This is a genomic window from Klebsiella sp. NPDC088457, assembly GCF_044900465.1.
In the GTDB taxonomy this organism is placed as follows: domain Bacteria; phylum Pseudomonadota; class Gammaproteobacteria; order Enterobacterales; family Enterobacteriaceae; genus Klebsiella.
Genome location: NZ_JBJDNH010000029.1, coordinates 1 through 25,718, shown reverse-complemented (window position 1 = coordinate 25,718; position 25,718 = coordinate 1). Strand labels below are relative to the sequence as shown.

20 protein-coding genes are annotated in these 25,718 nt (G+C 59.5%); 10 read left to right on the top strand and 10 right to left on the bottom strand.

Annotated features, from left to right (window positions below):
* Positions 1-29: 29 nt before the first annotated feature.
* From fucU to fucP, 4 genes are read right to left on the bottom strand one after another with little or no spacing between them, the layout of a single operon-like run.
* Positions 30-452, bottom strand: coding sequence for an L-fucose mutarotase (gene fucU, locus ACI2JR_RS18265; protein WP_132730494.1), 423 nt, complete (start codon positions 450-452; stop codon positions 30-32).
* 1 nt (position 453) lies between these two features.
* Positions 454-1,872 (bottom strand): L-fuculokinase, encoded by a 1,419-nt coding sequence (fucK, locus tag ACI2JR_RS18260; RefSeq protein ID WP_462479168.1) that lies wholly within the window; start codon positions 1,870-1,872, stop codon positions 454-456.
* 53 nt (positions 1,873-1,925) lie between these two features.
* Positions 1,926-3,701, bottom strand: coding sequence for an L-fucose isomerase (gene fucI / locus ACI2JR_RS18255; protein WP_132730493.1), 1,776 nt, complete (start codon positions 3,699-3,701; stop codon positions 1,926-1,928).
* Positions 3,702-3,731: 30 nt separating this feature from the next.
* Entirely contained in the window at positions 3,732-5,042 is a 1,311-nt protein-coding gene (gene fucP, locus ACI2JR_RS18250) for an L-fucose:H+ symporter permease (RefSeq protein WP_132730492.1), read from the bottom strand.
* Positions 5,043-5,639: 597 nt separating this feature from the next.
* On the opposite strand from fucP, the gene fucA reads away from it, so the two are divergent.
* Together fucA and fucO are read left to right on the top strand one after the other, a co-directional pair.
* Positions 5,640-6,287, top strand: coding sequence for an L-fuculose-phosphate aldolase (gene fucA / locus ACI2JR_RS18245; RefSeq protein WP_132730491.1), 648 nt, complete (start codon positions 5,640-5,642; stop codon positions 6,285-6,287).
* A 26-nt stretch (positions 6,288-6,313) separates the two neighbouring features.
* On the top strand, positions 6,314-7,462 hold the full coding sequence (gene fucO, locus ACI2JR_RS18240) for a lactaldehyde reductase (RefSeq protein ID WP_132730490.1): 1,149 nt from the start codon (positions 6,314-6,316) through the stop codon (positions 7,460-7,462).
* A gap of 58 nt (positions 7,463-7,520) precedes the next feature.
* On the opposite strand, the gene xni is transcribed toward fucO, so the two are convergent.
* Together xni and ACI2JR_RS18230 are read right to left on the bottom strand one after the other, a co-directional pair.
* A complete protein-coding gene (gene xni / locus ACI2JR_RS18235) occupies positions 7,521-8,276 on the bottom strand; it encodes a flap endonuclease Xni (protein WP_462479148.1) in 756 nt (251 codons plus the stop codon).
* Positions 8,277-8,399: 123 nt separating this feature from the next.
* Positions 8,400-10,343: a sigma-54-dependent Fis family transcriptional regulator gene (locus ACI2JR_RS18230; protein WP_132730488.1), complete on the bottom strand. Its 1,944-nt coding sequence runs from the start codon at positions 10,341-10,343 to the stop codon at positions 8,400-8,402.
* 271 nt (positions 10,344-10,614) lie between these two features.
* Here ACI2JR_RS18230 and ssuD point away from each other — a divergent pair, with 271 nt between their 5' ends.
* From ssuD to ACI2JR_RS18190, 8 genes are all read left to right on the top strand, one after another.
* A complete protein-coding gene (gene ssuD / locus ACI2JR_RS18225) occupies positions 10,615-11,787 on the top strand; it encodes an FMNH2-dependent alkanesulfonate monooxygenase (protein ID WP_132730487.1) in 1,173 nt (390 codons plus the stop codon).
* 46 nt (positions 11,788-11,833) lie between these two features.
* Entirely contained in the window at positions 11,834-13,234 is a 1,401-nt protein-coding gene (locus tag ACI2JR_RS18220) for an FAD/NAD(P)-binding protein (protein ID WP_462479147.1), read from the top strand.
* A gap of 71 nt (positions 13,235-13,305) precedes the next feature.
* Positions 13,306-14,712, top strand: a complete 1,407-nt coding sequence (locus ACI2JR_RS18215; RefSeq protein ID WP_132730485.1) for an LLM class flavin-dependent oxidoreductase — start codon at positions 13,306-13,308, stop codon at positions 14,710-14,712.
* Entirely contained in the window at positions 14,709-15,728 is a 1,020-nt protein-coding gene (locus tag ACI2JR_RS18210) for a methionine ABC transporter ATP-binding protein (RefSeq protein WP_462479146.1), read from the top strand. The genes ACI2JR_RS18215 and ACI2JR_RS18210 overlap by 4 nt, the downstream gene beginning before the upstream one ends.
* Positions 15,725-16,423 (top strand): methionine ABC transporter permease, encoded by a 699-nt coding sequence (locus ACI2JR_RS18205; protein WP_132730483.1) that lies wholly within the window; start codon positions 15,725-15,727, stop codon positions 16,421-16,423. Before ACI2JR_RS18210 ends, ACI2JR_RS18205 begins: the two co-directional genes overlap by 4 nt.
* Positions 16,420-17,298, top strand: a complete 879-nt coding sequence (locus tag ACI2JR_RS18200; protein ID WP_132730482.1) for a MetQ/NlpA family ABC transporter substrate-binding protein — start codon at positions 16,420-16,422, stop codon at positions 17,296-17,298. The genes ACI2JR_RS18205 and ACI2JR_RS18200 overlap by 4 nt, the downstream gene beginning before the upstream one ends.
* 171 nt (positions 17,299-17,469) lie before the next feature.
* A complete protein-coding gene (locus ACI2JR_RS18195) occupies positions 17,470-18,891 on the top strand; it encodes an MFS transporter (RefSeq protein WP_462479145.1) in 1,422 nt (473 codons plus the stop codon).
* 10 nt (positions 18,892-18,901) lie between these two features.
* Positions 18,902-20,125, top strand: coding sequence for an acyl-CoA dehydrogenase family protein (locus tag ACI2JR_RS18190; RefSeq protein ID WP_462479167.1), 1,224 nt, complete (start codon positions 18,902-18,904; stop codon positions 20,123-20,125).
* Between the two features lie 40 nt (positions 20,126-20,165).
* On the opposite strand, the gene ACI2JR_RS18185 is transcribed toward ACI2JR_RS18190, so the two are convergent.
* From ACI2JR_RS18185 to ppnN, 4 genes are all read right to left on the bottom strand, one after another.
* The gene (locus ACI2JR_RS18185; RefSeq protein WP_132730480.1) at positions 20,166-21,104 is read right to left on the bottom strand and encodes an aliphatic sulfonate ABC transporter substrate-binding protein; all 939 of its coding nucleotides are present in this window, start codon (positions 21,102-21,104) and stop codon (positions 20,166-20,168) included.
* Between the two features lie 145 nt (positions 21,105-21,249).
* Positions 21,250-22,617, bottom strand: a complete 1,368-nt coding sequence (locus tag ACI2JR_RS18180) for an L-serine ammonia-lyase (RefSeq protein ID WP_462479144.1) — start codon at positions 22,615-22,617, stop codon at positions 21,250-21,252.
* Between the two features lie 54 nt (positions 22,618-22,671).
* Positions 22,672-23,961: an HAAAP family serine/threonine permease gene (locus ACI2JR_RS18175; RefSeq protein WP_132730478.1), complete on the bottom strand. Its 1,290-nt coding sequence runs from the start codon at positions 23,959-23,961 to the stop codon at positions 22,672-22,674.
* A 513-nt stretch (positions 23,962-24,474) separates the two neighbouring features.
* Positions 24,475-25,718, bottom strand: a 1,244-nt coding sequence (gene ppnN / locus ACI2JR_RS18170) for a nucleotide 5'-monophosphate nucleosidase PpnN (RefSeq protein WP_462479143.1), incomplete at its 5' end; no start/stop codon positions are given.

The following is a 25,718-nucleotide window of genomic DNA, read 5'->3' as shown; positions in this document are numbered from 1 at the left end:
GCATCAGGCGGACGCTCCGACATGTGAGATTACGGCGTTACCCCTTTTTTTAAAAGAATATTCCCGTACTTAGCGCGTTCGCCTGTGATAACGATCGCAAAGGCTTTTTGCGCGCGCTCGTAGAAGGCAAAACGGTCGATCCGGGTAATATCCGGGCACGGGCGCTGTGGCGAGAGGGCATCGCGGTAGCGGGTTTCCACCTGCGGATCGAGGGTATCACCTTCGACTGCGGCCATCATCACCAGCGGCGGCGCATAGCTGTCGAGCTCAAACAGCGGAATAATTGCCTGTAACAGCGCGCTGACCGACAGACCGTCGGCACGGAGCACCTGCGGTCCCAGACTGTGGGCCGGGAAGTGTGCGTCAGAAAAAATAATTTCATCCCCATGGCCCATCTCGGCCAGCACCTTCAGTAGCTCGGGGGAAATGAGCGGCGAGATCGTTTTGAGCATTTCATACTCCCTCTATTCGTTCGGGTTCGCTTTGCGGGTAGAAGTAACGGTACTGATAATGCACCTGCGCTCGGGCCTGGCTGGCGCTGACGAACTCGCCGGCACCAAACCAGCCATACATTGCGGCGCCCAGCACGGTGGTTTCGGCGTCATCCAGCACTTTAATCGGTATATCAAGCACGTTGGCTTTGATTTGGTTCCACAACACGTTACGGCTACCGCCGCCAACCAGCAGCAGTTCACTGGCTTTAAAGTGGCCGATTTTCTCCAGGGTGCGCAGATTGTGCTGCAGCTGTGTCGTTAATCCTTCCAGCGCGGCGCGATAAAAATGACCGCGGGTGGTATTGAGCGTGACCCCTTGCCAGCCGGCATTCTGGCAGGCCAGCAGATCGCACTGCATTTTCACCCCTTCGGCGCCGGCGGGAACGAGACGCGCCTCGTCAATCAAGGTTTGCCACGGCGTTTCTGGCGTCCAAAGCAGCTGGCGTACCCACTCCAGCACACCTGATGCCAGCCACTGCATGCCGGGGTTGCTCAGACCGGCCTGGCTGTCCAGCTCGCAGGTTGAACCGGGATACTGGCTCAGCAATGCTGTGTTGACTTCGGCGCTACGCACCATCAGAATTTCCCAGGTGCCGGACGAGAGGACCGGTTCATCCTGCTGTGCGCCGGCGCCAAACAATGCAAACTGGGTGTCGTGCCCGGCGGAGAACACCGGTATCCCGGCGGGGAGCCCCAGCAGCGCGCCGGCATCGGCACGCAGCGATCCAATTTGTTCTCCCGCTTCCACCAGCGTGGGAAACAGGCGGCGCGGTATCCCGACGGCCTGCAGAATTTCCGGGCTGAAATCCCGTTGCTGAATATCCAGCATCTGGCTGGTACCCGCCATGGTGATATCGGTGGTGAACTCTCCGGTCAGACGATGGTTGATTAACGATGAGATAAATAGCCAGGCATGCGCTTTTTCCAGCAGCTGCGGATGATTCTCTTTGAGCCACACCAGTTTATAAAGCGTATTAAAGCTGAAGGCGCCGACGCCGGAGATTTCCTGCAGCCGCTGGGGGGCCACCAGCCGGCCGATGTTGTTGATAACGGCAAGCGTGCGCGGGCATTTCCAGCTGATGGTCGGGTAGAGCAATGCCCCATGTTCATCAACCAGCGCCCCGTCGACGCCAAAAGTGGTGACCGTAATACCGCGAATCCGGCATGCCGCCAGCTGATGTGAAATCTGCTGGCAGCAACGGGCGAAGCGTTGCAGGATCGCCTCCAGCGACCACTGATGCCAGGCGCTGTTTTCCGCCGCGCTTTCGCTGGCATTGGTGGTCGACGCGCGGGCGACAATTTTCCCCTGGCGATCGACGGCGATAGTCCGGACGTTGGTTGCCCCGCAATCGAGGACCAGAATAACCTCTTGTTTCATCATTGCTCCTGAAACAAAAAAGGGGCCCTTTCGTGATGAAAGGGCCTGACGTATTAACGTTTGTACAGCGGACCATAGTTCTGGCAGGCGCGGTAATCTTGGCCTTCGCTATCCATACCGTGTGCCGCCCAACTGGAAGGGCGATAGATTTTTGCCTCTTCCACGTTATGCATGCACACCGGGATACGCAGCATTGACGCCAGAGTAATAAAGTCCGCGCCAACGTGGCCAATGGTCAGTACCCCGTGGTTCGCACCCCAGTTGGCCATCACCGAATAGACGTCGGCAAACGGACCTTTGCCGGTGAGGCGCGGCGCAAACCAGGTGGTCGGCCAGGTGGAGTTAGTGCGGGCGTCCAGCTGGTCGTGCATCTCTTTGGGGAGCTCGACGCTCCATCCTTCGGCGATTTGTAGTACCGGCCCCAGACCTTTGATGATGTTCACCCGGGTCATGGTGAACGGCACACCCCCTTCGGTCAGAAAGCGTGAGGAGTAGCCGCCGCCGCGGAAATATTCGTGAATCGCCGGGCACCACTCGGTGGCCGCGAGACAGGCGTCCGCTTCTTGTTGCGAAATTTCCCAGTGCGGCTTCATCGTTGGCTTACCCGCGGCGTCCCGCTGTTTACAGGAACCGTCCAGCGCCGCAGAACCTGAGTTAATCAGGTGAATAATGCCATGTTCCGCCAGTCCGCTGAGAGGTTGGCCGGTCACGCGTTCGACGGCATCCGGCGACCAGTAGGTCCGTACGTCGGCAAACACCTGGGCTGTCCCGGTCAACTGGTGCCCCAGCAGCATCGCCACCCCGTTCAGGCTATCGTTCTCGGTGGCGACGACCAGCGGTTCGCGCACGCCATTCCAGTCAAATGAACTGTTCAGCAGCGCCTCGGCGGTATCGCCATTGGGATATTGATCGGTCCAGTGGCGCTGGCCCTGAAAACCGGCGGCAATGGCGTTGTAGCCCAGCGACTCTTCGATCAACCCTTTTTCCACCAGCTTCGGGTTGCCCTGCATCATGTCGCGGATGCACATTGCCATCAGCAGGCTCTCTTTCAGCACCGACCGGCTTTGCTCTGCGTTGCGCTTATAGTGCTCAGCATTCTGATCCTCGCCGTAGCGAAAGTTTTTATCCGCCCATGCCAGTGCCATTTCCAGCTCGACTTCATCATAGATTTTCTGGTCGATACGACGGCGCAGCTCGGTCATATCCACGGCTTGCACCTTCATTCCAAGCCAGGATTCAAAGAAATTGTGATCGACAATCGAGCCGGCAATCCCCATCGATACGCCGCCAACGGAGAGGTAGCTTTTGCCTTTCATACTGGCGACCGCCAGCCCGGCGCGGGTGAAACGTAGCAGTTTTTCTTCGACATCGACGGGGATGGTATTGTCATCGGCATCCTGGACGTCATGGCCGTAAATAGAAAACGCCGGAATTCCTTTCTGCGTGTGCGCCGCCAGCGCGGCGGCCAGATAGACAGCGCCGGGTCGTTCCGTGCCGTTAAAGCCCCAGATCGCTTTCGGACGCATCGGATCCATGTCGATGGTTTCGCTGCCGTAGCACCAGCAGGGGGTGACGGTAATCGTCACACCGACGTTTTGACGGCTGAATTTCTCTTCGCAGGCGGCGGACTCTGCCATCCCTGCGATGCAGGTGTCGGCAATCACGCACTCAATCTGCGCGCCGCAGGCATGGCGAAGTTTTTCGCTAATCAGCGCGGCAGTGGCCTTTGCCATGTTCATGGTTTGCTCTTCCAGTGACTCGCGTACTCCCATACGACGTCCGTCAATCACCGGGCGAATCCCAATTTTCGGTAAGCTGATGCTTTTCATTCCTGACTCCTCACGTTATTCGGAAAATGTTCAGTTCGTTGCCGCTTGTGAACGGAAACGGGCAAAAATAAAGATGATGGCGAAGCACAGCGCTGGGACCAGTTCAGCGCTGGGGATATTGCCGGCGGCGTCGCTGACAAAGCCCATCACTGGCGTGACGATCCCGCCGCCGATAATGGTCATGACGATAAACGACGAGCCGTATTTGGTGTCCTGTCCCAGGTTTTTGATCCCCAGAGAGAAGATGGTTGGGTACTGAATGGACATGAACGCGCTGCACAGCGTCAGGGCCAGCAGGCCGAGATGCCCGCCGCTGAGCGCGGAGATCAGGCACAGCACCATCGACAGCAGGGCGTAGGCCGCGAGGACTTTATGCGGGGCAAAGCGGCTGATAAGCCAGGTCCCGCTAAAGCGGCCAACGAAGAAGCACACCATGGTGCCGGTCAGATAGTTGGCGGCGAAGCCTGGGGTCATACCGGGAATTTCTTCAATGGCGTAGCGGATCAGATAGCTCCAGCAGGCAGTCTGCGCGCCGACGTAGCAGAATTGTGCCAGCACGGCCCAGCGCCAGTGGCGGATGCGGGCAAGTCTGGCGAACGAGGCGAAGAACGAGCTCTGTCCGGTTTCATCGTTGTCATCGCTCTGTAACGCCGGGAATTTTGTCAGCATGATCAGCAGCGCGACCAGCAGCACCACGCCGACGATAATCATATACGGGGTCTGGACCGACAATACCAGGCTGTGTTTATAGGCGCTGAGTTGCTCAGGGGCCATTTTATCGAGCACCTCCTGAGATTGATGTGGCACGTGCGACAAAATAAGACTTTGCCCAAATACGACCGCAATAATGGCACCGAAGGAGTTAAATGTTTGCGCCAGATTGAGGCGAAAGTGGCCGCCGCTTTCCGGGCCTAATACTGTCACAAAAGGGTTGGCTGCAGTTTCCAGACATCCGAGTCCAGCTGCAATAATAAATAGCCCGATGAGAAACAGAGTGTAATTCATTATTTCAGCAGCGGGCCAGAATAGCGCGGCGCCGAAAGCATATAAGAATAGTCCGGTGATTATCCCAGCTTTATAGCTGAGTTTCTTCATCAATATCCCGGCAGGGATCGGAATGACAAAGTAACCGAAGTAAAATGCCGACTGAATCAGTCCGGCCTGAAAGTTGGTTAAGGTAAAAGCCTGTTGAAACTGCGGTAGCAGAATATCATTAAGGTTATTGGCGACAGCCCAAAGGAAAAATAATGAGCACAGCAGGGCGAATGGAATAATGTAGCGCTTACTTTGACCGACATCCACCGCGCGAAAGCTGTGCGTCTGTATTGTTGTGTTTCCCATAGCATCCTCATCAGTTCAGAAGAGTGTTCAGCATATTAAGAGCGCGACTGGTAGTGCTCACCAGACCGTCAACAAGGTGAGTTCCTGTATGCCTATACTTGTTATTCATTGCGCGCCGCGGCAGCGCATCTTGAATAATTAGGGTATATGAATGAACTCATAGGTCCATTTTCAAATAAAAAAGGGCCATTAATATGATAATGGTCACACTTTCCTCAATAACGATGATTTTATGTGATTGCTATCACTTTAATTTTTATAAAACAATGACCGTTTGCGATGATTTTATTTAAAAGCCACAGCTTGTATGCCCGATTTAATTAATTATGGGGAAAACGGTCAATTGTTAAGGGGAAAGGGGTGACCGTTTGGAAAAAAGAATAATAATAACGGTCATTTTTTTAGGAGTGAAAATATCCCGCATTAATTAAACTCATTTAATTAATTGATGACGGTCACAGAATACGCGTATGTAAATTCCCTTCTGAGTATTAAATATGATCATAGAGAGTAAAGAAAAGGCTTATTCAACAGGACGCGAGAGCAACATACCGCGAGTCCGTTGGTCTGTTTTTGAATCACTGAAAGAGGTAAATAATGGAACGGAACAAACTGGCGCAGCAGATTATTGAAACTTGCCTGGAAATGACCCGTCTGGGGCTGAATCAGGGGACTGCGGGTAATGTGAGCGTACGTTATCAAGGCGGCATGTTGATTACGCCGACGGGTATTCCTTATGAAAAGCTGACCGAATCCCACATCGTGTGGATCGATGCGGACGGGCGGCATGAGCAGGGTAAACTGCCGTCTAGCGAATGGCGCTTTCATATGGCGGCTTACCACACCCGGCCAGATGCCCAGGCCGTGGTTCACAACCATGCGGTTCACTGCACGGCGGTGTCGATTCTCAACCGGCCGATTCCGGCCATCCACTACATGATTGCCGCCGCTGGCGGTAATTCCATTCCCTGTGCCCCGTACGCCACATTCGGGACGCGCGAGCTGTCGGAATTTGTCGCCGTCGCATTAAAAAACCGTAAGGCGACCCTGTTGCAGCACCACGGACTGATTGCCTGCGAAGAGAATCTGGAAAAAGCGCTGTGGCTGGCGCACGAGGTGGAAGTCCTGGCGCAGCTCTATCTCAGTACGCTGGCGATTGTCGACCCCGTCCCGGTGCTGGATGACGAGGCCATTGCCATTGTGCTGGAAAAATTTAAAACCTACGGGTTACGTATCGAAGAGTGATTCGCGAAGCGGACAGGAGACGGACGATGGCGAACAGAATGATTCTCAATGAGACGGCATGGTTTGGCCGGGGGGCGGTCGCGGCGTTGACCGGGGAAGTCGCGCGTCGCGGTTATCGTAAGGCGCTGATAGTCACCGATAAACACCTGGCGCAGTGCGGGGTAGTGGAGAGCGTGACCCGCAGGATGGATGCTGCGGGTCTGGCATGGGAAATCTTTTCCGGAGCGATTCCTAACCCGACGATTGCGGTGGTGCAGGAAGGGCTGCGCGTTTTTCAACACAGCGCGGCGGATTATCTGATCGCGATTGGCGGCGGCTCTCCGCAGGATACCTGTAAAGCTATCGGCATTATCCATAACAACCCGGAATTTGCCGATGTGCGCAGCCTGGAAGGGCTATCGCCGACCCGCAACCCGGGAGTGCCGATCATGGCTATCCCGACCACCGCAGGCACCGCGGCGGAGGTGACTATTAACTATGTGATTACTGACGAAGACAAGCGACGGAAATTTGTCTGCGTCGATCCGCATGATATCCCCCAGGTGGCGTTTATCGATGCCGATATGATGGACGGTATGCCGCCGACGTTAAAAGCGGCGACCGGTGTGGATGCGCTCACCCATGCGATTGAAGGATATACCACGCGGGCGGCATGGGCGCTGACCGATGCGCTGCATATTAAAGCCATTGAGATCATTGCCGGCGCGCTGCGCGGCTCGGTGGCTGGTGATAGTCAGGCGGGAGAGGCGATGGCGCTTGGGCAGTATATTGCCGGGATGGGCTTTTCCAACGTTGGGCTGGGGCTGGTGCATGGTATGGCGCATCCTTTAGGCGCTTTTTACAACACTCCGCACGGCGTCGCGAATGCCATTTTGTTACCTCACGTTATGCACTACAACGCCGATGAAAGCGGTGAGAAATTTCGTGATATCGCCCGGGCAATGGGCGAGAACGTGGAGGGCGTGAGCCTGGAGCAGGCACGTAAGCTAGCCGTTGCTGCGGTTTTCCGCCTTAATCGCGACGTGGGTATTCCGCTGCATTTACGTGATGTTGGGGTACGTAAAGAGGATATTCCGGCGCTGGCGCAGGCGGCCTTTGACGATGTCTGCACCGGAGGCAACCCTCGTGAAGCCAGCCTGGCGGATATTATTGCCCTGTATCATACCGCCTGGTAGCCCAACGCCGGGCCAGTGCGCAGGGCGATGCTGGTTCGCCCTGCTTATTCAGCAGCGCTCAGGGCCCCAGCCGCAGCTGCTGTAAATTGCCGTCGAGCTGTAAATCGGTCTGCAGACGGGCTATCTCGCGGCAGGTGAAGGCCATCTCTTTATGCTCTTCCAGTTTTTTGCGCCACTTTTCCGGGACCTCGGCAAGGCGCGCGTAGAGCCCTTCCAGATCCTGATACTCCGTCAACAGCTGCGCGGCGCTTTTGGGCCCGATCCCCGCGACGCCCGGAACTTTGGAACTGCTGATCCCCGCCAGCCCCCAGTAATCAGGCAGTTGCTCCGGCGTCACGCCAAACTCTTTGGCGATAAAAGGGGCGTCCAGCCAGCGTTTCTGGAAGTAGTCGCGGATCAGAATCGTCGGCGACAGCAGCTGACAGTAGCCTTTATCGGTGGACACGATAGTTGCCTGATGCCCGGCGTGCGCGACTTTAACGGCCAGCGTTGCGGCAAGGTCGTCCGCTTCACTGCCGGCTAAGGCCCAGCAGGGAACCCCGCGTTGTTCGAATGCGGCGCGCAGCGCGGGCATTTCAGCTTCCAGGGTTTCCGGCATCGGCGCGCGCCCGGCTTTATATTCCGCCAGACGCTGGTGCCGCCAGCCGTGGGCGCGATCTTCATCGTCAAACACCGCGACGGCATGCGTGGGCTGGCTATGGACGATGAGCTGTTCCAGCGCGTGCAGGCAGGTGTCGACGCAGGGGGAGCCCTGTACCGCATGGATGCGGCGAATCAGGTTGAGCGCGTCGACGATTAACAGATGAACAGCCACAGAGACCCCCTTTGAGCCCGCGGCGCAGGCTCTGATTCATAATATCTTAAGGGTATCATCGCCGCGCGCGGGAGGCTATCGGCAGGGGGATAACCAGGAACAAACCTCGCAAAAAGCTTAATCTTAATCAACGTGCAGTAGCAGACCCAGCTCGCTGTTGGTCGCTTCGCCGTACCAGACCGCATCGCGGACCGTGACGGGTTTGTTGATAAGACCCAGCGCATAAAAACGATCGGCGATGGTCTGCTGTGCGCGGATAACTTTCAGGTCCATCATCCGCGGACGGTGGCTGCGGCGCGCCAGCGCCAGGGCCAGCGAAGCGACGTTAATCCCCAGTTCGGCGGCGAGCAGCCCGGCGGCCTCATCGCGACGGCGGTCGATAAACTGCCCGGTTTGCGTCAGCTCGTGCAACAGCCGCTGCATGATGTCGCCATGTCGGGTGACGTAGTCGCGGCGCGAGAGATAGAACTGGTGGTTATGGACCCGACCTTCGCCGTTGGCCACCACCCGCAGCTCCCCGGTGTGTTCGGCATCGCTTAGCAGCGGGTCCCACATCATCCAGGCGTCCACCGCCAGATAATCGCTGGCGGTCAGCGGATATTTCGGCGGGATGTAGACAATTTTGACGTCATTCAGCCCCAGCCCGGCCTCCTCCAGAATCTGCAACAGCAGCCAGTGAACGTTGGAGCCCTTATTCAGCGCAATGCGCTTGCCGCGTAAATCGCCGAGGGTGCGGATATCACTGTGCTGCGGGACGACCATGGCGACGCTTTGCGGCGCCGGCGGCTCCCAGGCCACATACACCAGCTCACTGTTGCTGGCCTGGGCAAACACCGGCGGGGCTTCGCCGGTTGTGCCAAAATCGATTTCGTTACAGGCGAGAGCGTGCAACAGCTGTGGTCCAGCCGGGAATTCGCTCCACAGCACGCTCACGCCGAGATGGGCGAAGGCGCTCTCCAGACTCTGCCGGGCCTTTAAAATCCCCAGGTTGCCGAACCGCTGATAGCCAATGCGCAGCTCGCGGTCCGCGGAGACGGCGGCGGGCAGGTGACGCAGCGTTGGCTCCCCTCGCCGGCGGCTCTTTATCAGGCCGAAGTTCGCCAGCTGGGTACGTAAGGTGTGGCGACTGATGCCCAGCAGCGCCGCCGCCTGGCTTTGATTGTCATCGCAGTGGGCCATTGCCCCGCGGATCAGCGCCCCGGTGACCCGTTCCCACAGCGGCTCGCCGGGCTGGGTCAACTGCTGATGGATAAAGTCATCGAGGGCATTATCCGTTGCCGCCATCGGCGTATCGTGCAGGGTGGTCAGGCGCAGCTGCGCGGGCGTGATCTCCTCTTCCTTACTCAGCAGCACCGCATTATGCAGGGTGTTTTCAAGCTCGCGGATATTGCCGGGCCACGGGTAGTCCATCAGCCTCGCCAGCGTTTCCGGCGCCAGGCGGCGGGTCGGACGCCCAAGGCGACGGGCGTACAGCGTTAAAAAGTGATTGGCCAGCTGGGGAATATCCTGGCGGCGCTGGCGCAGCGGCGGCAGCGGCACGATGGCGATATTCAAACGGTAGTAGAGGTCTTCACGAAAGCGGCGTTCGCGGATCGCCTGAGCTAAATCGACATGCGTCGCGGCGATGACCCGGACGTTAACTTTGATGGCTTTACGCGAGCCGACGCGGGTGATCTCCCGCTCCTGTAGCACGCGCAGCAGTTTGACCTGCAGCGGCAGGCTGAGCTCGCCGATCTCATCGAGCAGCAGCGTCCCGCCCTCGGCGGCTTCAAACCAGCCGGGGTGGCTCTGAACGGCGCCGGTAAAAGCCCCTTTTTCATGGCCGAAGAGCTCCGCCTCCGCCAGGCTCTCGGTCAACGCGCCGCAGTTAACGGCCAGAAACGGCTGCTGGCGACGCGTGCTGTGGTGGTGCAGATAGCGGGCGACCACCTCTTTGCCGGTGCCGGTTTCGCCGACGATCAGCACGGTGGCCTCCGTCGGGGCCAGCTTATCCAGCAGACTCTGAAACGCTTTCGACGCCGGGTCGACCAGCACGGGCGTATCGGACAGGGATTCAGGATTGAGCATGGCGGACCTCCGGTAAATGACGCCTTGAACTTATCCTTTGCCAGCGACAGAAACCAGAGGGGCTTGACGCCGGGCTGTTGCAAAATCAACAGCGGGCGCGCATGAACTGGCGCATTTGCAACAGCAAAATGGGCAGGGTGTAATTATAATCATATGATTTTATTAGATTAATTATTCGTTCACCGTTGGCATGATTATCGCTAACACTCATATAACCAAATTAAAACATCTCTTCGATGAATATCGAATATGGTTATATAGGAAATGGATAATGACGCAGAAAGCGAACGATACGATCAATGTGTTCTGGTTCTTGCCCACCCACGGTGACGGCCGTTATCTCGGGACCACCGAAGGCGGACGCCCGGTGGATTTACCCTATTTACAGCAGGTAGCCCTCGCCGCCGACAGTCTGGGCTATTACGGCGTGCTGATCCCCACCGGAAAAAGCTGCGAGGACTCGTGGCTGGTGGCGTCGGCGCTGGCGCCGTTGACCCGCCGCCTGCGCTATCTGGTGGCGGTGCGCCCGGGTTTACAGCCGCCGACGCTGGCGGCGCGGATGGCGGCCACGCTCGACCGGCTGTCGGAAGGCCGGCTGCTGATCAACGTGGTGACCGGCGGCGATCCGGTGGAGAACAAAGGCGACGGGATTTTCCTCGACCACCGCCAGCGCTACCAGGTGACCCGCGAGTTTCTCGACGTCTACTCCCGCTTGCTGAAAGGCGAAAAGGTGGATTACCACGGGGAACATATTCACGTTGAAGGGGCGGAAGTGCTCTTTCCGCCGGTGCAGGAAAACGGCCCGCCGCTGTACTTTGGCGGCTCGTCGGAGGAGGCCATTGACGTCGCCGCTGAGCAAATCGACAGCTACCTGACCTGGGGAGAGCCGCCGGCGCTGGTGGCGGAGAAGCTGGCTATCGTCCGTGAACGCGCCGCGGCGCGCGGGCGTACCCTGCAATACGGCATTCGTTTGCATGTGATCGTCCGTGAAACGGAGGAGGAGGCCTGGGCCGCCGCCGACCGTCTGATTGCCCATCTGGATGATGACACCATTGCCCAGGCGCAGAAGATCTTCGCGCGGATGGATTCCGCAGGCCAGGCGCGTATGAGTGCGCTGCATAACGGCTCGCGCGACAATCTGCGTATCGCGCCGAATCTGTGGGCCGGCGTCGGACTGGTACGCGGCGGGGCGGGGACGGCGCTGGTCGGCAACCCGCAGCAGGTGGCGGAACGCATTCGCGAATATCAGGCGCTGGGGATCACCAACTTTATCTTCTCCGGCTACCCGCATCTGGAAGAGGCGCACCGCTTTGCCGATCTGGTGATGCCGCTGCTGCCGCTGGCCAGCAGCGCCCAGCCAAAGGCGCGCAGCGTCAATACCGGGCCGTTCGGCGAAACCATCGGCGGCGACAAACGGCCGGTGAAACAGGTCAGCGCCAGCTGAAGGGAGGTGGGTATGTTTCGCTTGTTCCTGCTTAAGGCGGTGGCCTATGCGCGCTGAGCCTCATATCGCTATCGTCGGCGGCGGCTTTAGCGGCGCGGCGGTGGCTATTCATCTGCTGTGCCTGGCGCCGGAAGGGCTGCGGGTCACGCTGCTGGAGCCGCGCGCCGTGCCGGGGGCCGGCGTGGCCTATTCCACCGTGGAACCGAGCCATCGCATCAACGTCCCCGCCGCGCGGATGCAGCTGGCCGGCGAGGAGGACGGGGCATTTGACCGCTGGTACCGCCAGCAGCCCGCATTTGCTGAGGATCCGCAGGCGCAGCGTGAGGATGGTTCATTGTATCCGCAGCGCGGCCAGTTTGGCCGCTACGTCAGCCAACGCTTCGCGGATACGCTACGGGCGAGCGCGGGGCGGCTGGTCCACCTGCGCGAACAGGCGCTGACCTTTGACGAACATGGCATCATCACTACCGATAGCGGCCGTCTGCTGAAAAGCGATCTGTTGATCCTCGCGGTGAGCCATCCGCCGCCGGCGCTGCCGCGGCTGGCGGCTCCTTTTCACGACCATCCGGCGCTGATTGCCAACCCGTGGCGTGCGGACAGCCTTACGGCGATCGCCCCCGACGCGCGGGTGGCGGTGATGGGAACCGGGCTGACGATGGCGGACTGCATCGCCACCTTATCCCGGCTCGGGCACCGCGGGCCCATTACCGCTTTTTCCCGCCACGGTCTGTTGTCCCGGGGGAACGTCAGCAGCGCGGCGGCGCCATGGCCGGGCGATTATCGCCAGGGCACGCTGTGCCAGCGGCTGCGGCAGGTCCGCAGCGATGTCAGGCGTGCCGCAGAGCAGGGGCTCCCCTGGCAGCTGGTACTGGACGCGGTGCGTCATCAGGGTCAGAGCATCTGGCAGGCGCTGACGTTTGCCGATCGCCAGCGCTTCCTTCGCCACCTGCGTCGCTACTGGGACGTGCATCGTTACCGGATTGCGCCGCAGGTCGCCGAGGTGCTCGACCAGCGGCAGCGCGACGGCAGCCTGCAGGTGCTGGCCGCGAGGCTGACGGCGCTGGAAGGCGATTCCCGTACGCTGAGCCTCACCCTGACGCCGCGCGCGGGCGAGCGCATCGCGCTGACCGTCGACCACCTGATTCTGACCACCGGCCCGGCCCACGGCGGGTTAACCGACAGCCAGCCGCTATTGCGCGACCTGACCCGCCGCGGGCTGATTCGCGCCGATGCCCTGGGGCTGGGGCTGGATGTCGATGCCCACTCCCGGGCGATTGGCCGCGAGGGACGCGCGACGGCGAACCTCCTGATCTCGGGCCCGGCGGCACGCGGTTATTTTGGTGAACTGATGGGGCTGCCGCAGGTGGCCGATCATGCCGCCGCCGTGGCCGCTGAAGCTTTACAGGCGCTGGGGATCGGGCAATCCGCCCGATGTCCGACGATCTGAACCCTCACCCCCTTTATTCCCTGATTCTGTAAGCGTGCGATCCGTTGGCGGAGCGCACCGTGGAGAGAGCTATGTCATCACAACGTGAAATTCGCCTGAATGCTTTTGATATGAACTGCGTCGGTCACCAGTCGCCGGGGCTATGGGCCCATCCGCGCGATCGCTCCTGGCAGTATAAGGACCTGGATTACTGGGTCGACCTCGCGCGGCTGCTGGAGCGCGGTAAATTCGACGGCCTGTTTATTGCCGACGTGCTGGGCGTCTACGACGTGCTGAACGGCAACGGCGACGCGGCCATTCGCCAGGCGACGCAGGTGCCGGTGAACGATCCGCTGGCGCTGATTACCCCGATGGCGCTGGTGACGGAACATCTGGGTTTTGGCCTGACCGCATCGCTGTCGTTTGAGCATCCGTATCCGTTTGCCCGCCGCCTCTCGACCCTCGATCATCTGACCAGGGGCCGGGTGGGCTGGAATATCGTCACCTCATATCTGGAAAGCGGGGCGCGCAACATTGGCCATCAGGCGCAGACCGATCACGATGCGCGCTACGACTACGCCGATGAATATCTCGACGTGATCTACAAGCTGCTGGAGGGCAGCTGGGAGGACGGCGCGGTGCTGCGCGATCGCGAGCGGGGGATCTTCAGCGATCCGCAGAAAATCCATCCGATCAACCATCAGGGCAACTTTTTCTCGGTGCCGGGGATCCACCTCTGCGAACCGTCGCCGCAGCGTACCCCGGTACTGTATCAGGCCGGCGCGTCGAGCCGCGGGAAGCAGTTTGCCGCCGGGCACGCCGAGTGCGTTTTTGTCGCCGCGCCGTCGAAAGTGCTGCTCAAAAAGACCGTGGCCGATATTCGCCGCCGCGCCGCGGAGGCCGGGCGCGACCCGCGCAGCATCCTGATTTTCAACCTGCAAACGGTCATCGTGGGCGAAACCGACCGTGAGGCGCAGGCCAAATGGCAGGAGTATAAATCGTACGTCAGCTATGAAGGGGCGCTGGCGCTGATCTCCGGCTGGACCGGGATCGACTTCGGCCAGTATCAGCCGGATCAGGTGCTGAAATACCTGCATACCAACGCCATCCAGTCGGCGGTAGAGGCCTTTTCCACCGCCGATCCCGATCGTCAGTGGACGGTCCGGGCGCTGGCCGACTGGGTGGGGATTGGCGGCTTCGGCCCGCTGATTGTCGGCAGCGCGGAAACGGTGGCCGACGAGCTGCAGGCGTGGGTCGAAGAGACCGATGTCGACGGCTTCAATCTGGCCTACGCCGTTACCCATGAAACCTTCCGCGACGTGGTGGATCTGCTCATTCCCGAACTGCAAAAGCGCGGCGTCTTCAAGCAGGAGTATCGCGAAGGCACGCTGCGCGAAAAACTGTTCGGCGCTGGGCCGCGTCTGGTCGCGCCGCATCCGGGGGCGGGCTATCGTCGCGGCGCCCGCATCGACGTCGCGGCAGGGGAGAAGGTGACATGATCGAGATAGATAACCTGCATAAAAGCTACCGCGCGGCGGACGGGCGGCTCAGCGAGGTGCTGAAAGGGCTCTCGCTGCGGGTGCCGACCAGCTCCATCACCGCGGTGGTGGGGCCAAGCGGCGCGGGGAAATCGACCCTCGCACGCTGCATCAGCCTGCTGGAGCGCCCCGACAGCGGCAGCATTCGGGTCAACGGCCAGGATTTGTCCTTGTTGAGCGGGGAGGCGCTGCGCCGCGAACGGCGGGCGATCGGCACCGTTTTTCAGTCCTCGGCGCTGCTGAATCGCAAAACCGCCTGGCAAAATATCGCTCTGCCGCTGGAATACCTCGGGGTGGTCGATCGCGATATTAAAGCCCGGGTCGGCGAACTGCTGGAGAGCGTCGGGTTGAGCCATAAAGCGGATGCCTGGCCGGCCCAGCTTTCCGGCGGCCAGCGTCAGCGGATTGGGATCGCCCGCGCGCTGGCGCTGCGCCCGTCGGTGCTGCTGGCGGACGAGGCCACCTCCGGGCTGGATCCGCAGGCCACCGCGGCGGTGCTGAATTTGCTTAAACGCCTGCGCGATGAATACCGCCTGGCGATCGTGCTGATCACCCACGAGATGGATGCGGTACGGACGGCGGCGGACGCGGTGGCGGAAATTCGCGACGGGGCGATTGTCCAGTTCGGTCAGGTGAAAGAGCTGCTGGCGCGCCCGGATTCTCTGTTGGGTCAGCAGCTGCTGCCGCTCTCTCCGGTTGCGGCCCATAGCGACCTGCTGCTGCGCCTGAGCTATCGCTGGGATGTCCCGGTGGCGACCGACTGGATCAGCCGCCTGAGCCAGCAGTTTGCGCTGCAGATCGATCTGCTCGGCGGTCACGTGGAGGTGATCAACGGCCGGCTGGCGGGACGGCTGCAGGCGGGGGTGCGTTTCCAGGGCGAACGTCTGTCGGCGGCGCGGATGCTGGCGCTGCTGGCGCAGCTGGGTATTTCGGCGGAGGTTCTTGACGACGCGCCGGAACTCAAGGAGGCGGTATGAAACCTTCGGTAATCAGCCAGGATACGCCCTGGAGCGAAATCCATACGCTGCTGCTGCCCGCCTACGGCGAAACCTGGCTGATGGTGGCCATCGTGATGCTGTTTGTGGTGACCCTCGGCGGGGTGGTTGGGGTGGTGTTATTCAACGCTTCACCGCGCGGCCTGTTCCCGCACGCCGCGCTGTACCGGGTGCTGAACTGGGTGGTGAACATGGGACGCTCCCTGCCGTTTCTGGTGCTGATGGCGGCGATTATTCCCTTCACCTTCTGGCTCACCGGGACGACGATCGGCATTCCTGCCGCGGTGGTGCCGATGATCGCCGCCGGGGTACCGTTTTTTGGCCGGCTGGTGGAAAACGCGCTGCGCGAACTGCCGGCCGAGGTCACCGCCGTGGGGGTGGTGTGCGGCGGATCGCGCTGGCAGATCATCCGTAGCGCCCAGCTTAGCGAAGCCCTGCCCGCGCTGGTGGCGGCGGTGACGCTCAACCTGGTGTCGATGATCGAATACTCCGCCATTGCCGGCACCATCGGCGCGGGAGGCATCGGCTATCTGGCGGTGGTGTACGGCTACCAGCGCTTCGACAACCACATCATGATCGCCACCATTATCGCGCTGATCGCCACTATTCAGCTGATTCAATTTTTCGGTGACCGTCTGGTCAACAAACTTCGCCACACGCAGGGGATTGCTTCATGACAACAGAACAATTTGAGTTACGTAAGGCCCGCCGCTGGCCGTGGCTGGCGGCGCTGGTGGTGATTGTGGCGCTGGCCGTCGCCTTCTGGTGGTGGCGGGGACAGGCCCAGTCGCAGCAGGTGGTGTTTGGCACCACCCTGAAAATTCATTATGAACCGGCGATGGCCGGCGAGCAGCGGATCATTGAGTACATCGGCGAGCATATTGCGCCGGATTATGGCCTGAAGCTGGAGGCGGTGGGGGTACAGGATCCGGTGCAGGCGGACCGGGCGGTGGCGCAGGGGGAATATGCCGGAACCATCTATCAGCATCAATGGTGGCTGAAACAGGTGGTGGACGCCAACGGCTTCGCGCTTTCAACAACGGTGCCGGTATTCCAGTGGGCCTTTGGGATCTACTCCGAACGCTATAAATCGGTCAAGGATCTGCCGAACGGCGCAACGATCGTGGTGCCGGATGATGGCGCCAACCAGGGGCAGGCGCTGTGGTTGCTGCAGCGCATCGGCCTGATTACGCTCGACCCGGCGGTGGAACCGCGTACGGCGAAGCTGAAAAATATCGTTGGCAATCCGCATCAGTTTAACTTCAAAGAGCTGGACTTGTTAACCATGCCGCGGGCGCTCAATTCGGTGGATGCGGCAATCGGCTATGTCTCGCAGTTTGATGCCGGAAAAGTGTCGCGCGATAAAGGCATCTTATTCCCGCCGGCGCCGCGTACCTTTGCTTCGCAATTAGTTATCGGGACGCCTTATTTATCGCAGGAGAATATCGTCAAATTGAAGCAGGCGTTTTCCGACCCGCGCATTCAAAGCTGGTTGAAAACCACCGATGATCCGCTGGTGAAAGACGTGCTGGTGCCGGTTTCCGCGGAATAATTTTTGCTGATCGATGACCATGCAGGACGGGCGAAAGCGCGTCCTGCTTTTGTTGCTTGTATTAAGTAACTTATTGAATATATTGATTTTTATATGCGTTTTTGTTGGTTCCACTTTATCGGCTGGCGGCCTATAACTTCGATCACCTGCACAACATAATAAGGTGAAAACATGAGTACGCTGTCTGTTGATAATCCCGGTGTGGCCTCCGCGCCGGTGAGTAGCGTCGGGGACGTGGCGCGGCTGATTAATTCGGGCAAGGATCAGGCTAAATATGCGCGGATGATTGTCTTCCTCGCTCTCGGCGGCGTCTTTCTCGACGCCTATGATTTAACCACGCTCTCCTACGGCATCGATGACGTGGTGCGTGAATTCCAGCTTTCGCCGCTGCTGACCGGCCTGGTCACCTCATCCATTATGGTCGGCACCATTATCGGCAACTTAATCGGCGGCTGGCTGACGGATAAATATGGCCGCTATTCGGTGTTTATGGCCGACATGCTGTTTTTCGTCGTCTCGGCCATCGCCGCCGGTCTGGCCCCCAATGTCTGGGTGCTGATCGGCGCGCGCTTTCTGATGGGCATCGGCGTGGGTATCGATCTGCCGGTCGCCATGTCCTACCTCGCTGAATTCTCCCGTTTTACCGGCAAAGGCAATAAGGCCGCGCGCCTCGCCGCCTGGTGCCCGATGTGGTACGCCGCCTCGACGGTCTGTTTTCTGATTATCTTCGGTCTCTATTTCCTGCTGCCGCAGGCGCACCTCGACTGGCTGTGGCGCGCCTCGCTGCTGTTTGGCGCCGTTCCGGCGCTGCTGATTATCGCCGTGCGCAGCAAATTTATGAATGAATCGCCGCTGTGGGCGGCAAACCAGGGGGACCTGACTTCGGCGGTGCGCATTCTGCGCGACTCTTACGGCATTGCCGCCCATGAAGCGCCGGCCGAACGTCCCGCGCCGCCGCCGAAAGTGAGCTTCCGCGTGCTGTTTGAAAAGCCGTATCGCGAGCGCACCATCGTCGCCGGGGTGATGAATATTTGTATCTCCTTTGAGTACACCGCCATCGCCTTTTTCCTGCCGTCGATCCTCGCCCGCTTTCTCGGGGCCGGGGTGTTTGAAACCATCTCCGCCTCACTGGGGTTGAACGCGCTGTTTGCCTTTACCGGCGGGCTGCTGGGGATGCATCTGGCGTGGAAATACCCGTCGCGCCACGTGGCGATGGCCGGCTTCGCGCTGCAGTTTATCGCCCTGATCGCCCTTGCGCTGGTCGGCCAGCCGCATGCCACCGCCGGGGTCGTGCTGGCGATCGCGATGCTTGGCCTGTGGCTGTTTGCCGAGGGCTTCGGCCCCGGCGCGCAGCTGATGATCTATCCGGCGCTTTCCTATCCTACCGCGATTCGCGCCACCGGCGTCGGCTTCAGCCGGGCGCTCTCCGGTATCGGCAGCGCGCTGGCGCTGTTCGTGCTGCCGCTACTGCAGGCCTCCCTCGGCACTCAGATGTTCTGGGTGGTGTCGCTGGCCGCCATTATTCCGATCTTCTTCCTGCTTGCGGTCCGCCACGAGCCGACGCGTCACGATATTGACGACAGCCACCATTAAGGAACAGATGATGACATTACTCTCTACCGGCACCGATTATGAACAGCTGGCCGCGGCTTTCCGGCCGATTTTCTCGCGTATTGCGCAGGGGGCGGCAAACCGCGAACAGCACCGTATTTTGCCCGACGAGCAGATTCGCTGGCTGAAGGAGGCGGGGTTCGGCACGGTACGCATTCCGCGGGAAAAGGGCGGCTGGGGCGCGTCGCTGCCGCAGCTGATTGCCCTGCTGATTGAGCTGGCCCAGGCCGACTCCAACCTGCCGCAGGCGCTGCGCGCCCATTTTGCCTTTGTTGAAGATCGCCTGAATCAACCGGACTCCGCGCAGCGCGATCGCTGGTTGCAACGTTTTCTCGATGGAGAGCTGGTGGGCAGCGGCTGGACCGAAACCGGCGGGGTCAAGCTTGGGGAGGTGATTACCCGGGTGACGCCGGACGATCGCGGCTGGCAGTTAAACGGCGAGAAGTTTTACAGCACCGGGACGCTGTACGCCGACTGGATTGATGTCTTTGCCCGCCGCAGCGACAACAACGGCGATGTCATTGCGCTGGTCAGCACCCGGCAGAGCGCGGTGGAACGCGAAGACGACTGGGATGGCTTTGGTCAGCGTCTGACCGGCAGCGGTACTACCCGCTTTAAGCAGGCGCAGGTTGAGCAGGAACATGTCTATGATTTTGCTGAACGCTTTCGTTATCAGACCGCCTTCTATCAGCATATCTTACTGGCGACGCTGGCGGGAATCGGCCTGGCGGTGGAACGCGACGCCGCCGAGGGGGTGAAAAAACGCACTCGTATGTACAGCCATGGCAACGCCGCGGTCCCGCGCGAGGACGCGCAGGTCCTGCAGGTGGTGGGGCAAATCAGCAGCTGGGCGTGGGCGACCCGCGCGGCGGTGCTGCAGGCGGCGGAATCTTTACAGCAGGCCTATGTGGTTCATGCCAGCGGCGACGAAGCGCTGATTGAACAGCGCAATCGGCTGGCGGAAGTCGAAGCGGCGCAGGCGCAGGTGGTTGCCAGCGAGTGGGTGCCGCGTGCGGCGACCGAGCTGTTTAACGCCCTCGGCGCGTCGGACACCCGGGTGGGTAAGGCGCTCGATCGCCACTGGCGCAACGCGCGCACGGTGGCCTCGCATAACCCGGTTATCTACAAAGCGCGCAATATTGGCAACTGGCTGGTCAACGGCGAGGCGCCGACCTTTATCTGGCAGATTGGCGACGGCGAAAAGGCGCAGGGGTAAAAAGAGAGAAGGCGACGGGGAGGCCCGTCGCCGACAAGGGTTATTTATCCTGCGACCAGGTGGCGCTGCGAACATCGACCTTCACCGGCAGCAGGCCGATACGGGTGAAGGTATCCGCCAGCGCCTGCTGTTCGTTATAGACCGCAGGGGTCATGCGTTCGGCGCCATAGGGCAGGCGGGCAAGCGCTTTCAGCCAGATCGCTTTATCCAGCCCGGTTGAAGTGGCAAGGATCCCGGCGGCATCGTCCTGATGGGCGTTAGCCCAGTCGCTTAGCTGACTTAACTCATCCACCACCTGTTTTGCCGTATCCGGGTGGTTTTCGGCAAATTTGCGGCTGGCGAGATAGAAGGTGTAATGCGGCACCAGCCCTTCGGCGTTGCTGATTTGCCGCGCCTTCGCGTTGGTTTCGACTTCGGCAAGGTACGGATCCCAGATCACCCAGGCATCGATGGCGCCACGCTGGAAGGCGGCGCGGGCATCGGCCGGGGGCAGATAGACCGGCGTGATGTCTTTATAGCTCAGACCGGCTTTTTCCAGCGCGGCCACCAGCAGGTAGTTGACGTCGGAGCCTTTATTCAGCCCCACGCGCTTGCCTTTCAGATCGGCCACGTTGTGAATCGTTGAGTTTTCCGGCACCACGATCGCTTCGGTTTTAGGGTTGGCCGGTGAGTGCGCGAGATAAACCAGATCCGCCTGGGCCGCCTGGGCAAAGGCCGGCGGCGCATCGCCGGTGGCGGCCAGGTCGATACTGCCGACGTTCAGCCCTTCCAGCATCTGCGGGCCGGCCGGGAATTCCACCCAGCGTACGGCGATGCCCTGTTTTTTGAAGGTCTCATCGAGGGAGCCGCGGTATTTGAGCAGGGCGAAGATATTGGCTTTCTGGTAGCCGATGTTGACGGTTTCTGGCGCCTGAGCCAGCGCGGAAGCAGAGAGGCCGAGCACCAGCGGCAGCACAGCCAGATGGAACCTTTTGGACATGATTTGTTCTCCTGTAACGGTTAACCGTAAGGTAACAAATTGCCCTTATAACCAATAAATAACTAAATTTTAATCTATATAACAAAAAGAGTGGTTGGCGCGGAGGGAAGGTGGGGAAAGGCCCGGCTGCCGGGCCTGAGAGGTCCTAATCGCAGGCGACGATTTTCATCGCCAGGCCGCCGCGCGAGGTTTCGCGGTACTTAGCGTTCATATCTTTGCCCGTTTCGTACATGGTTTCGATGACCTTATCGAGGCAGACGCGCGGTTCGCTGGTGCGGCGCAGCGCCATACGCGCCGCGTTCACCGCTTTGACGGCGGCGATAGCGTTACGCTCGATGCAGGGAACCTGTACCTGGCCGGCAACCGGATCGCAGGTCAGACCCAGATTGTGCTCCATGCCAATTTCCGCTGCGATACACACCTGGCCCGGGCTACCGCCCAGCAGCTCGGTGAGACCGGCCGCCGCCATCGAACAGGCCACGCCGACTTCACCCTGGCAGCCCACTTCGGCGCCGGAAATCGAGGCGTTCATCTTGTACAGTGAGCCAATCGCGCTGGTCACCAGCAGGTAACGTGCCAGTGAATTGGCATTGACCTTACGGATAAACTTGTCGTAATAGGCCAGCACCGCCGGCACGATACCGCAGGCACCGTTGGTCGGCGCAGTCACCACGCGGCCGCCGGCGGCATTCTCTTCGTTCACCGCCAGAGCAAACATGTTGATCCAGTCAACCACCGCCATCGGGTCGCTGTTGGTATTGTCCTGGCTGACCAGCATCCGGCGCAGGGCGGCGGCGCGGCGCGGGACGCGCAGCTTGCCCGGCAAAACGCCTTCGGTAGTGATTCCGTGCTCGATACCGCCGCTCATCACTTCCCAGACGGCGGCGAAGTGCTGCTCCAGCTGCTCTTTGCTGTGCAAAGCCAGTTCGTTTTGCATCATCAGGCCGGAAAGCGAGAGCCCGGTTTCACGGCAGTGCCTTTGCAGATCCGCCGCGTTTTTATACGGATAGGGCACTTCCACCGGAGCTTCATTGCTCTGGCCGAAGTGTTGTTCATCGACAATAAAGCCGCCGCCAATGGAGTAGTAGGTCTGGCTGTAGAGCACCTTGTCGCCGCCCAGAGCGGTAATCCGCATGCCGTTTTCATGCAGCGACAGGTTGTCGGCATGGAAATTCATGCACCGATCGACCGGGAAGGCGACTTCCTGCTGGCCGTTCGCCAGCATCAGGCGTCCGTGGGTGTTGACGTCCTGAATAAACGCCGGGATAGCGTCAATATCAACGCTGTCAGGCAGGTTGCCTGCAAGACCCATAATAATCGCGATGTCGGTATGGTGCCCTTTGCCGGTCAGGGAAAGAGAACCGTACACGTCGACAACGACCTCGGTGACGTCGGCAAGCAGCCCGCGCGCGATAAGGTCGTCCGTGAATTGTTTGCCCGCCTTCATTGGTCCAACGGTATGGGAGCTGGAAGGGCCAATGCCGATTTTAAAAATATCGAATACGCTGATCATAATGCATCCAGTACTGTCGGGAAGCGCGCCGCCTGCTGGCGGCGCGGGGGGAGATTAGCTGAACAGAGAGTAGAAAATCGCGGAGATAGCAATCAGGCCCATAATCACCACGAAGACGTTGCTGACGTGGCCGCTGTATTTGCGCATTGCCGGGACTTTCTGGATAGCGTACATCGGCATCAGGAACAGAATCATCGCGATAATCGGGCCGCCCAGGGTTTCGATCATCCCGAGAATGCTCGGGTTCAGCGTCGCCACAATCCAGGTGGTGATCAGCATGAACAGCGCCGTGATTTTGTTCAGTTTGTTGATTTCGATGGTTTTGCCTTTACCACGCAGCGACTTAATCACCATGCCGTTAAAGCCTTCGCGCGCCCCCAGGTAGTGGCCGAGGAACGATTTGGTGATGGCAATCATCGCAATGATCGGCGCCATCCAGGCAATCACCGGCGCATTAAAGTGGTTCGCCAGATAGGAGAGAATCGAGATGTTCTGCGCTTTTGCCTCTGCCAGATCGGCCGGAGAGAGGCTCAGTACGCAGCTGAAGACGAAGAACATCACGGTCAGCACCATCATGATGTGAGCGCGCGCCAGGATGCTGGAGCACTTCTTCTCCGCGCCTTCGCCGTACTCTTCACGTTTCGCCACGGCGAAGGAGGAGATGATCGGCGAATGGTTAAAGGAGAACACCATTACCGGAATCGCCAGCCACAGGGTCATCCACAGGCCGTTGCCGGTGGCGGTGGCGCTGCTCAGGGAGAGCGTTTCCAGCGCCGCGCCGTTCCACTGAGGAATCAGATACAGCGCCAGGATCATCAGGGCGATCACGAACGGGAACACCAGAATGCTCATCGCCTTAACGATCATCTGCTCGCCGAAACGAACGATGGTCATCATTCCGACGATCAGAATCAGGGAGAGAATGGCCCGCGGCGGCGCCGTCATCTGCAGCTGATGCGTCATGAAGCTTTCGACGGTGTTAGTGATAGCCACGCTATAAACCAACAGGATCGGGTAGATGGCGAAGAAGTAGAGCAGGGTAATCAGCTTGCCTGCGCCGACGCCGAAGTGTTCTTCGACCACTTCGGTGATGTCCTCGCCCGGATTCTTGCCGGAAAGCACAAAACGGGTCATTCCGCGGTGGGCGAAAAAGGTCATCGGGAAGGCAAGGATTGCCATGATAATCAGCGGGATCATCCCGCCGACGCCGGCATTAATCGGCAGGAACAAAACGCCCGCGCCGATCGCCGTGCCGTACAGGCCCAGCATCCACATGGTATCGGTTTTGCGCCAACCGCTGCGAGTTTCACCCGAAACGATAGTGCTGGTTTGAGTGGTTTCCATCTGTATCTCCTGGAGGAAGCGACCAAATATAATGATTAATATCAATTAAGTAATATGAAATTCGTTTGATTACGGTTTTATAGTGATTTTCTCCGTAACAAGTGGGGCGGAAAGATACATTTATGTGGGAAATGCATCAGTGATCGCGATCCCAATTGCAATAATCCACTTTCTATGTGTGTATTTTTAGTTCAACAGACTGTTTCTGGTGATCAGCCAGATATTTGTGGCGCGAAGGCTAACATTTACAGGATATGAGATAAAAGCAGGGGTGCGGAATAACGATGTTTTTACTGTAAAAAGGCGATACTGACGATGTTTTGTCGATTAAATACATTTTTCCTAGTGATATTTATCGCCTGTTCTGGAAACGCAAACGATTGGCTATGTAAAAATGTCGCAATGTATTCATAACGGAACGAACCCAGGGCAGGGGGAAAAGGAGAGAGGAAGGGGGAGGAAAGCCGGGTCAGGCGTTCGGCGCCGTGACCCGGGATGCAGGTTAACTCACTATCAGGAACAGATTTCGTAACACGGAATATAGGCGGTACCGCCCGGGAGCTTCATACGATGCTGGGCGACGAAGCCCTGCAGCAGATCGTCCATCCGGCGCATCATCTGCGGATCGCCATGCAGCTTGTAGGGACCAAATTTTTCAATCGCCTGGATCCCCACCTCTTTGACGTTACCGGCCACGATGCCGGAGAACGCGCGACGCAGATCGGCCGCCAGCATCTCGACCGGTTGATCCGGGTAGAGCTTGAGGTTGGCCATGTTTTCGTGCGTCGGATCGAACGGCATTTGCAGGTCCGGGGTAATGCGAATCGACCAGTTAAAGCTATAGGCATCGTCGGTTTCCCGGCGGCTCTCTTTCACCAGCGGCATCGCTTTCTTCATCTGCCGCGCCACTTCGCTGGCGTCGTCGATGATGATGCGGTAGTGGCGACGGGCCGATTCGCCCAGCGTATGCACGATGAACTCATCCAGCACGCGGAAATAGTCGGCGCTCTCTTTCGGCCCGGTGAGGATCAGCGGCAGCACCTGCGCCTTGTTGGCCGGGTGCATCAAAATACCCAGCAGGTAAAGCAGCTCTTCCGCCGTGCCAACGCCGCCCGGGAAGATAATAATGCCGTGGGCGATGCGCACAAACGCCTCAAGACGTTTTTCGATATCCGGCATGATCAGCAGCTCGTTGACCAGCGGGTTCGGCGGCTCGGCGGCAATAATGGACGGTTCGGTCATGCCGATGAAACGGCTGTCTTTGTAACGCTGCTGGGCGTGGCCGACCGCGGCGCCTTTCATCGGCGCTTCCATCGCTCCCGGGCCGCAGCCGGTGCAGATGTTCAGCTCGCGCAGACCCAGCTGGGTCCCCACGCGGCGGGCGTACAGATATTCGTTTTCGTTGATCGAGTGGCCGCCCCAGCAGACAATCATATTCGGCGCTTCGCCGACGTGCAGGGCGCGGGCGTTACGCAGAATCGAAAACACCAGGTTGGTGATATGGACCGAGCTTTCGAGGTCGAGATTCGGGAAGCGCACGGTGTTGTGAATCTGCCCGTAAACGAACAGGATATCGCGCAGCACGGCAAACAGGTTGGCCTGCAGAGAACGGATCAGACGCCCGTCAACGAACGCCTCTTCCGGCGGGTTGATCAGTTCCAGCTTCACGCCGCGTTCGCGACGCAGCACGTTGATATCGAAGTTTTCAAATCGAGTCAGTAGCTCCTTGCTGTTTTCGGTCAGGCTCCCCGAGTTGA

What these genes read in the sequence shown, in the direction of transcription:
- fucU (WP_132730494.1), bottom strand. Translation starts at nt 452, where the DNA reads ATGCTCAAAACGATCTCGCCGCTCATTTCCCCCGAGCTACTGAAGGTG.
- fucK (WP_462479168.1), bottom strand. Translation starts at nt 1,872, where the DNA reads ATGAAACAAGAGGTTATTCTGGTCCTCGATTGCGGGGCAACCAACGTC.
- fucI (WP_132730493.1), bottom strand. Translation starts at nt 3,701, where the DNA reads ATGAAAAGCATCAGCTTACCGAAAATTGGGATTCGCCCGGTGATTGAC.
- fucP (WP_132730492.1), bottom strand. Translation starts at nt 5,042, where the DNA reads ATGGGAAACACAACAATACAGACGCACAGCTTTCGCGCGGTGGATGTC.
- fucA (WP_132730491.1), top strand. Translation starts at nt 5,640, where the DNA reads ATGGAACGGAACAAACTGGCGCAGCAGATTATTGAAACTTGCCTGGAA.
- fucO (WP_132730490.1), top strand. Translation starts at nt 6,314, where the DNA reads ATGGCGAACAGAATGATTCTCAATGAGACGGCATGGTTTGGCCGGGGG.
- ACI2JR_RS18230 (WP_132730488.1), bottom strand. Translation starts at nt 10,343, where the DNA reads ATGCTCAATCCTGAATCCCTGTCCGATACGCCCGTGCTGGTCGACCCG.
- ssuD (WP_132730487.1), top strand. Translation starts at nt 10,615, where the DNA reads ATGACGCAGAAAGCGAACGATACGATCAATGTGTTCTGGTTCTTGCCC.
- ACI2JR_RS18220 (WP_462479147.1), top strand. Translation starts at nt 11,834, where the DNA reads ATGCGCGCTGAGCCTCATATCGCTATCGTCGGCGGCGGCTTTAGCGGC.
- ACI2JR_RS18215 (WP_132730485.1), top strand. Translation starts at nt 13,306, where the DNA reads ATGTCATCACAACGTGAAATTCGCCTGAATGCTTTTGATATGAACTGC.
- ACI2JR_RS18210 (WP_462479146.1), top strand. Translation starts at nt 14,709, where the DNA reads ATGATCGAGATAGATAACCTGCATAAAAGCTACCGCGCGGCGGACGGG.
- ACI2JR_RS18205 (WP_132730483.1), top strand. Translation starts at nt 15,725, where the DNA reads ATGAAACCTTCGGTAATCAGCCAGGATACGCCCTGGAGCGAAATCCAT.
- ACI2JR_RS18200 (WP_132730482.1), top strand. Translation starts at nt 16,420, where the DNA reads ATGACAACAGAACAATTTGAGTTACGTAAGGCCCGCCGCTGGCCGTGG.
- ACI2JR_RS18195 (WP_462479145.1), top strand. Translation starts at nt 17,470, where the DNA reads ATGAGTACGCTGTCTGTTGATAATCCCGGTGTGGCCTCCGCGCCGGTG.
- ACI2JR_RS18190 (WP_462479167.1), top strand. Translation starts at nt 18,902, where the DNA reads ATGACATTACTCTCTACCGGCACCGATTATGAACAGCTGGCCGCGGCT.
- ACI2JR_RS18185 (WP_132730480.1), bottom strand. Translation starts at nt 21,104, where the DNA reads ATGTCCAAAAGGTTCCATCTGGCTGTGCTGCCGCTGGTGCTCGGCCTC.
- ACI2JR_RS18180 (WP_462479144.1), bottom strand. Translation starts at nt 22,617, where the DNA reads ATGATCAGCGTATTCGATATTTTTAAAATCGGCATTGGCCCTTCCAGC.
- ACI2JR_RS18175 (WP_132730478.1), bottom strand. Translation starts at nt 23,961, where the DNA reads ATGGAAACCACTCAAACCAGCACTATCGTTTCGGGTGAAACTCGCAGC.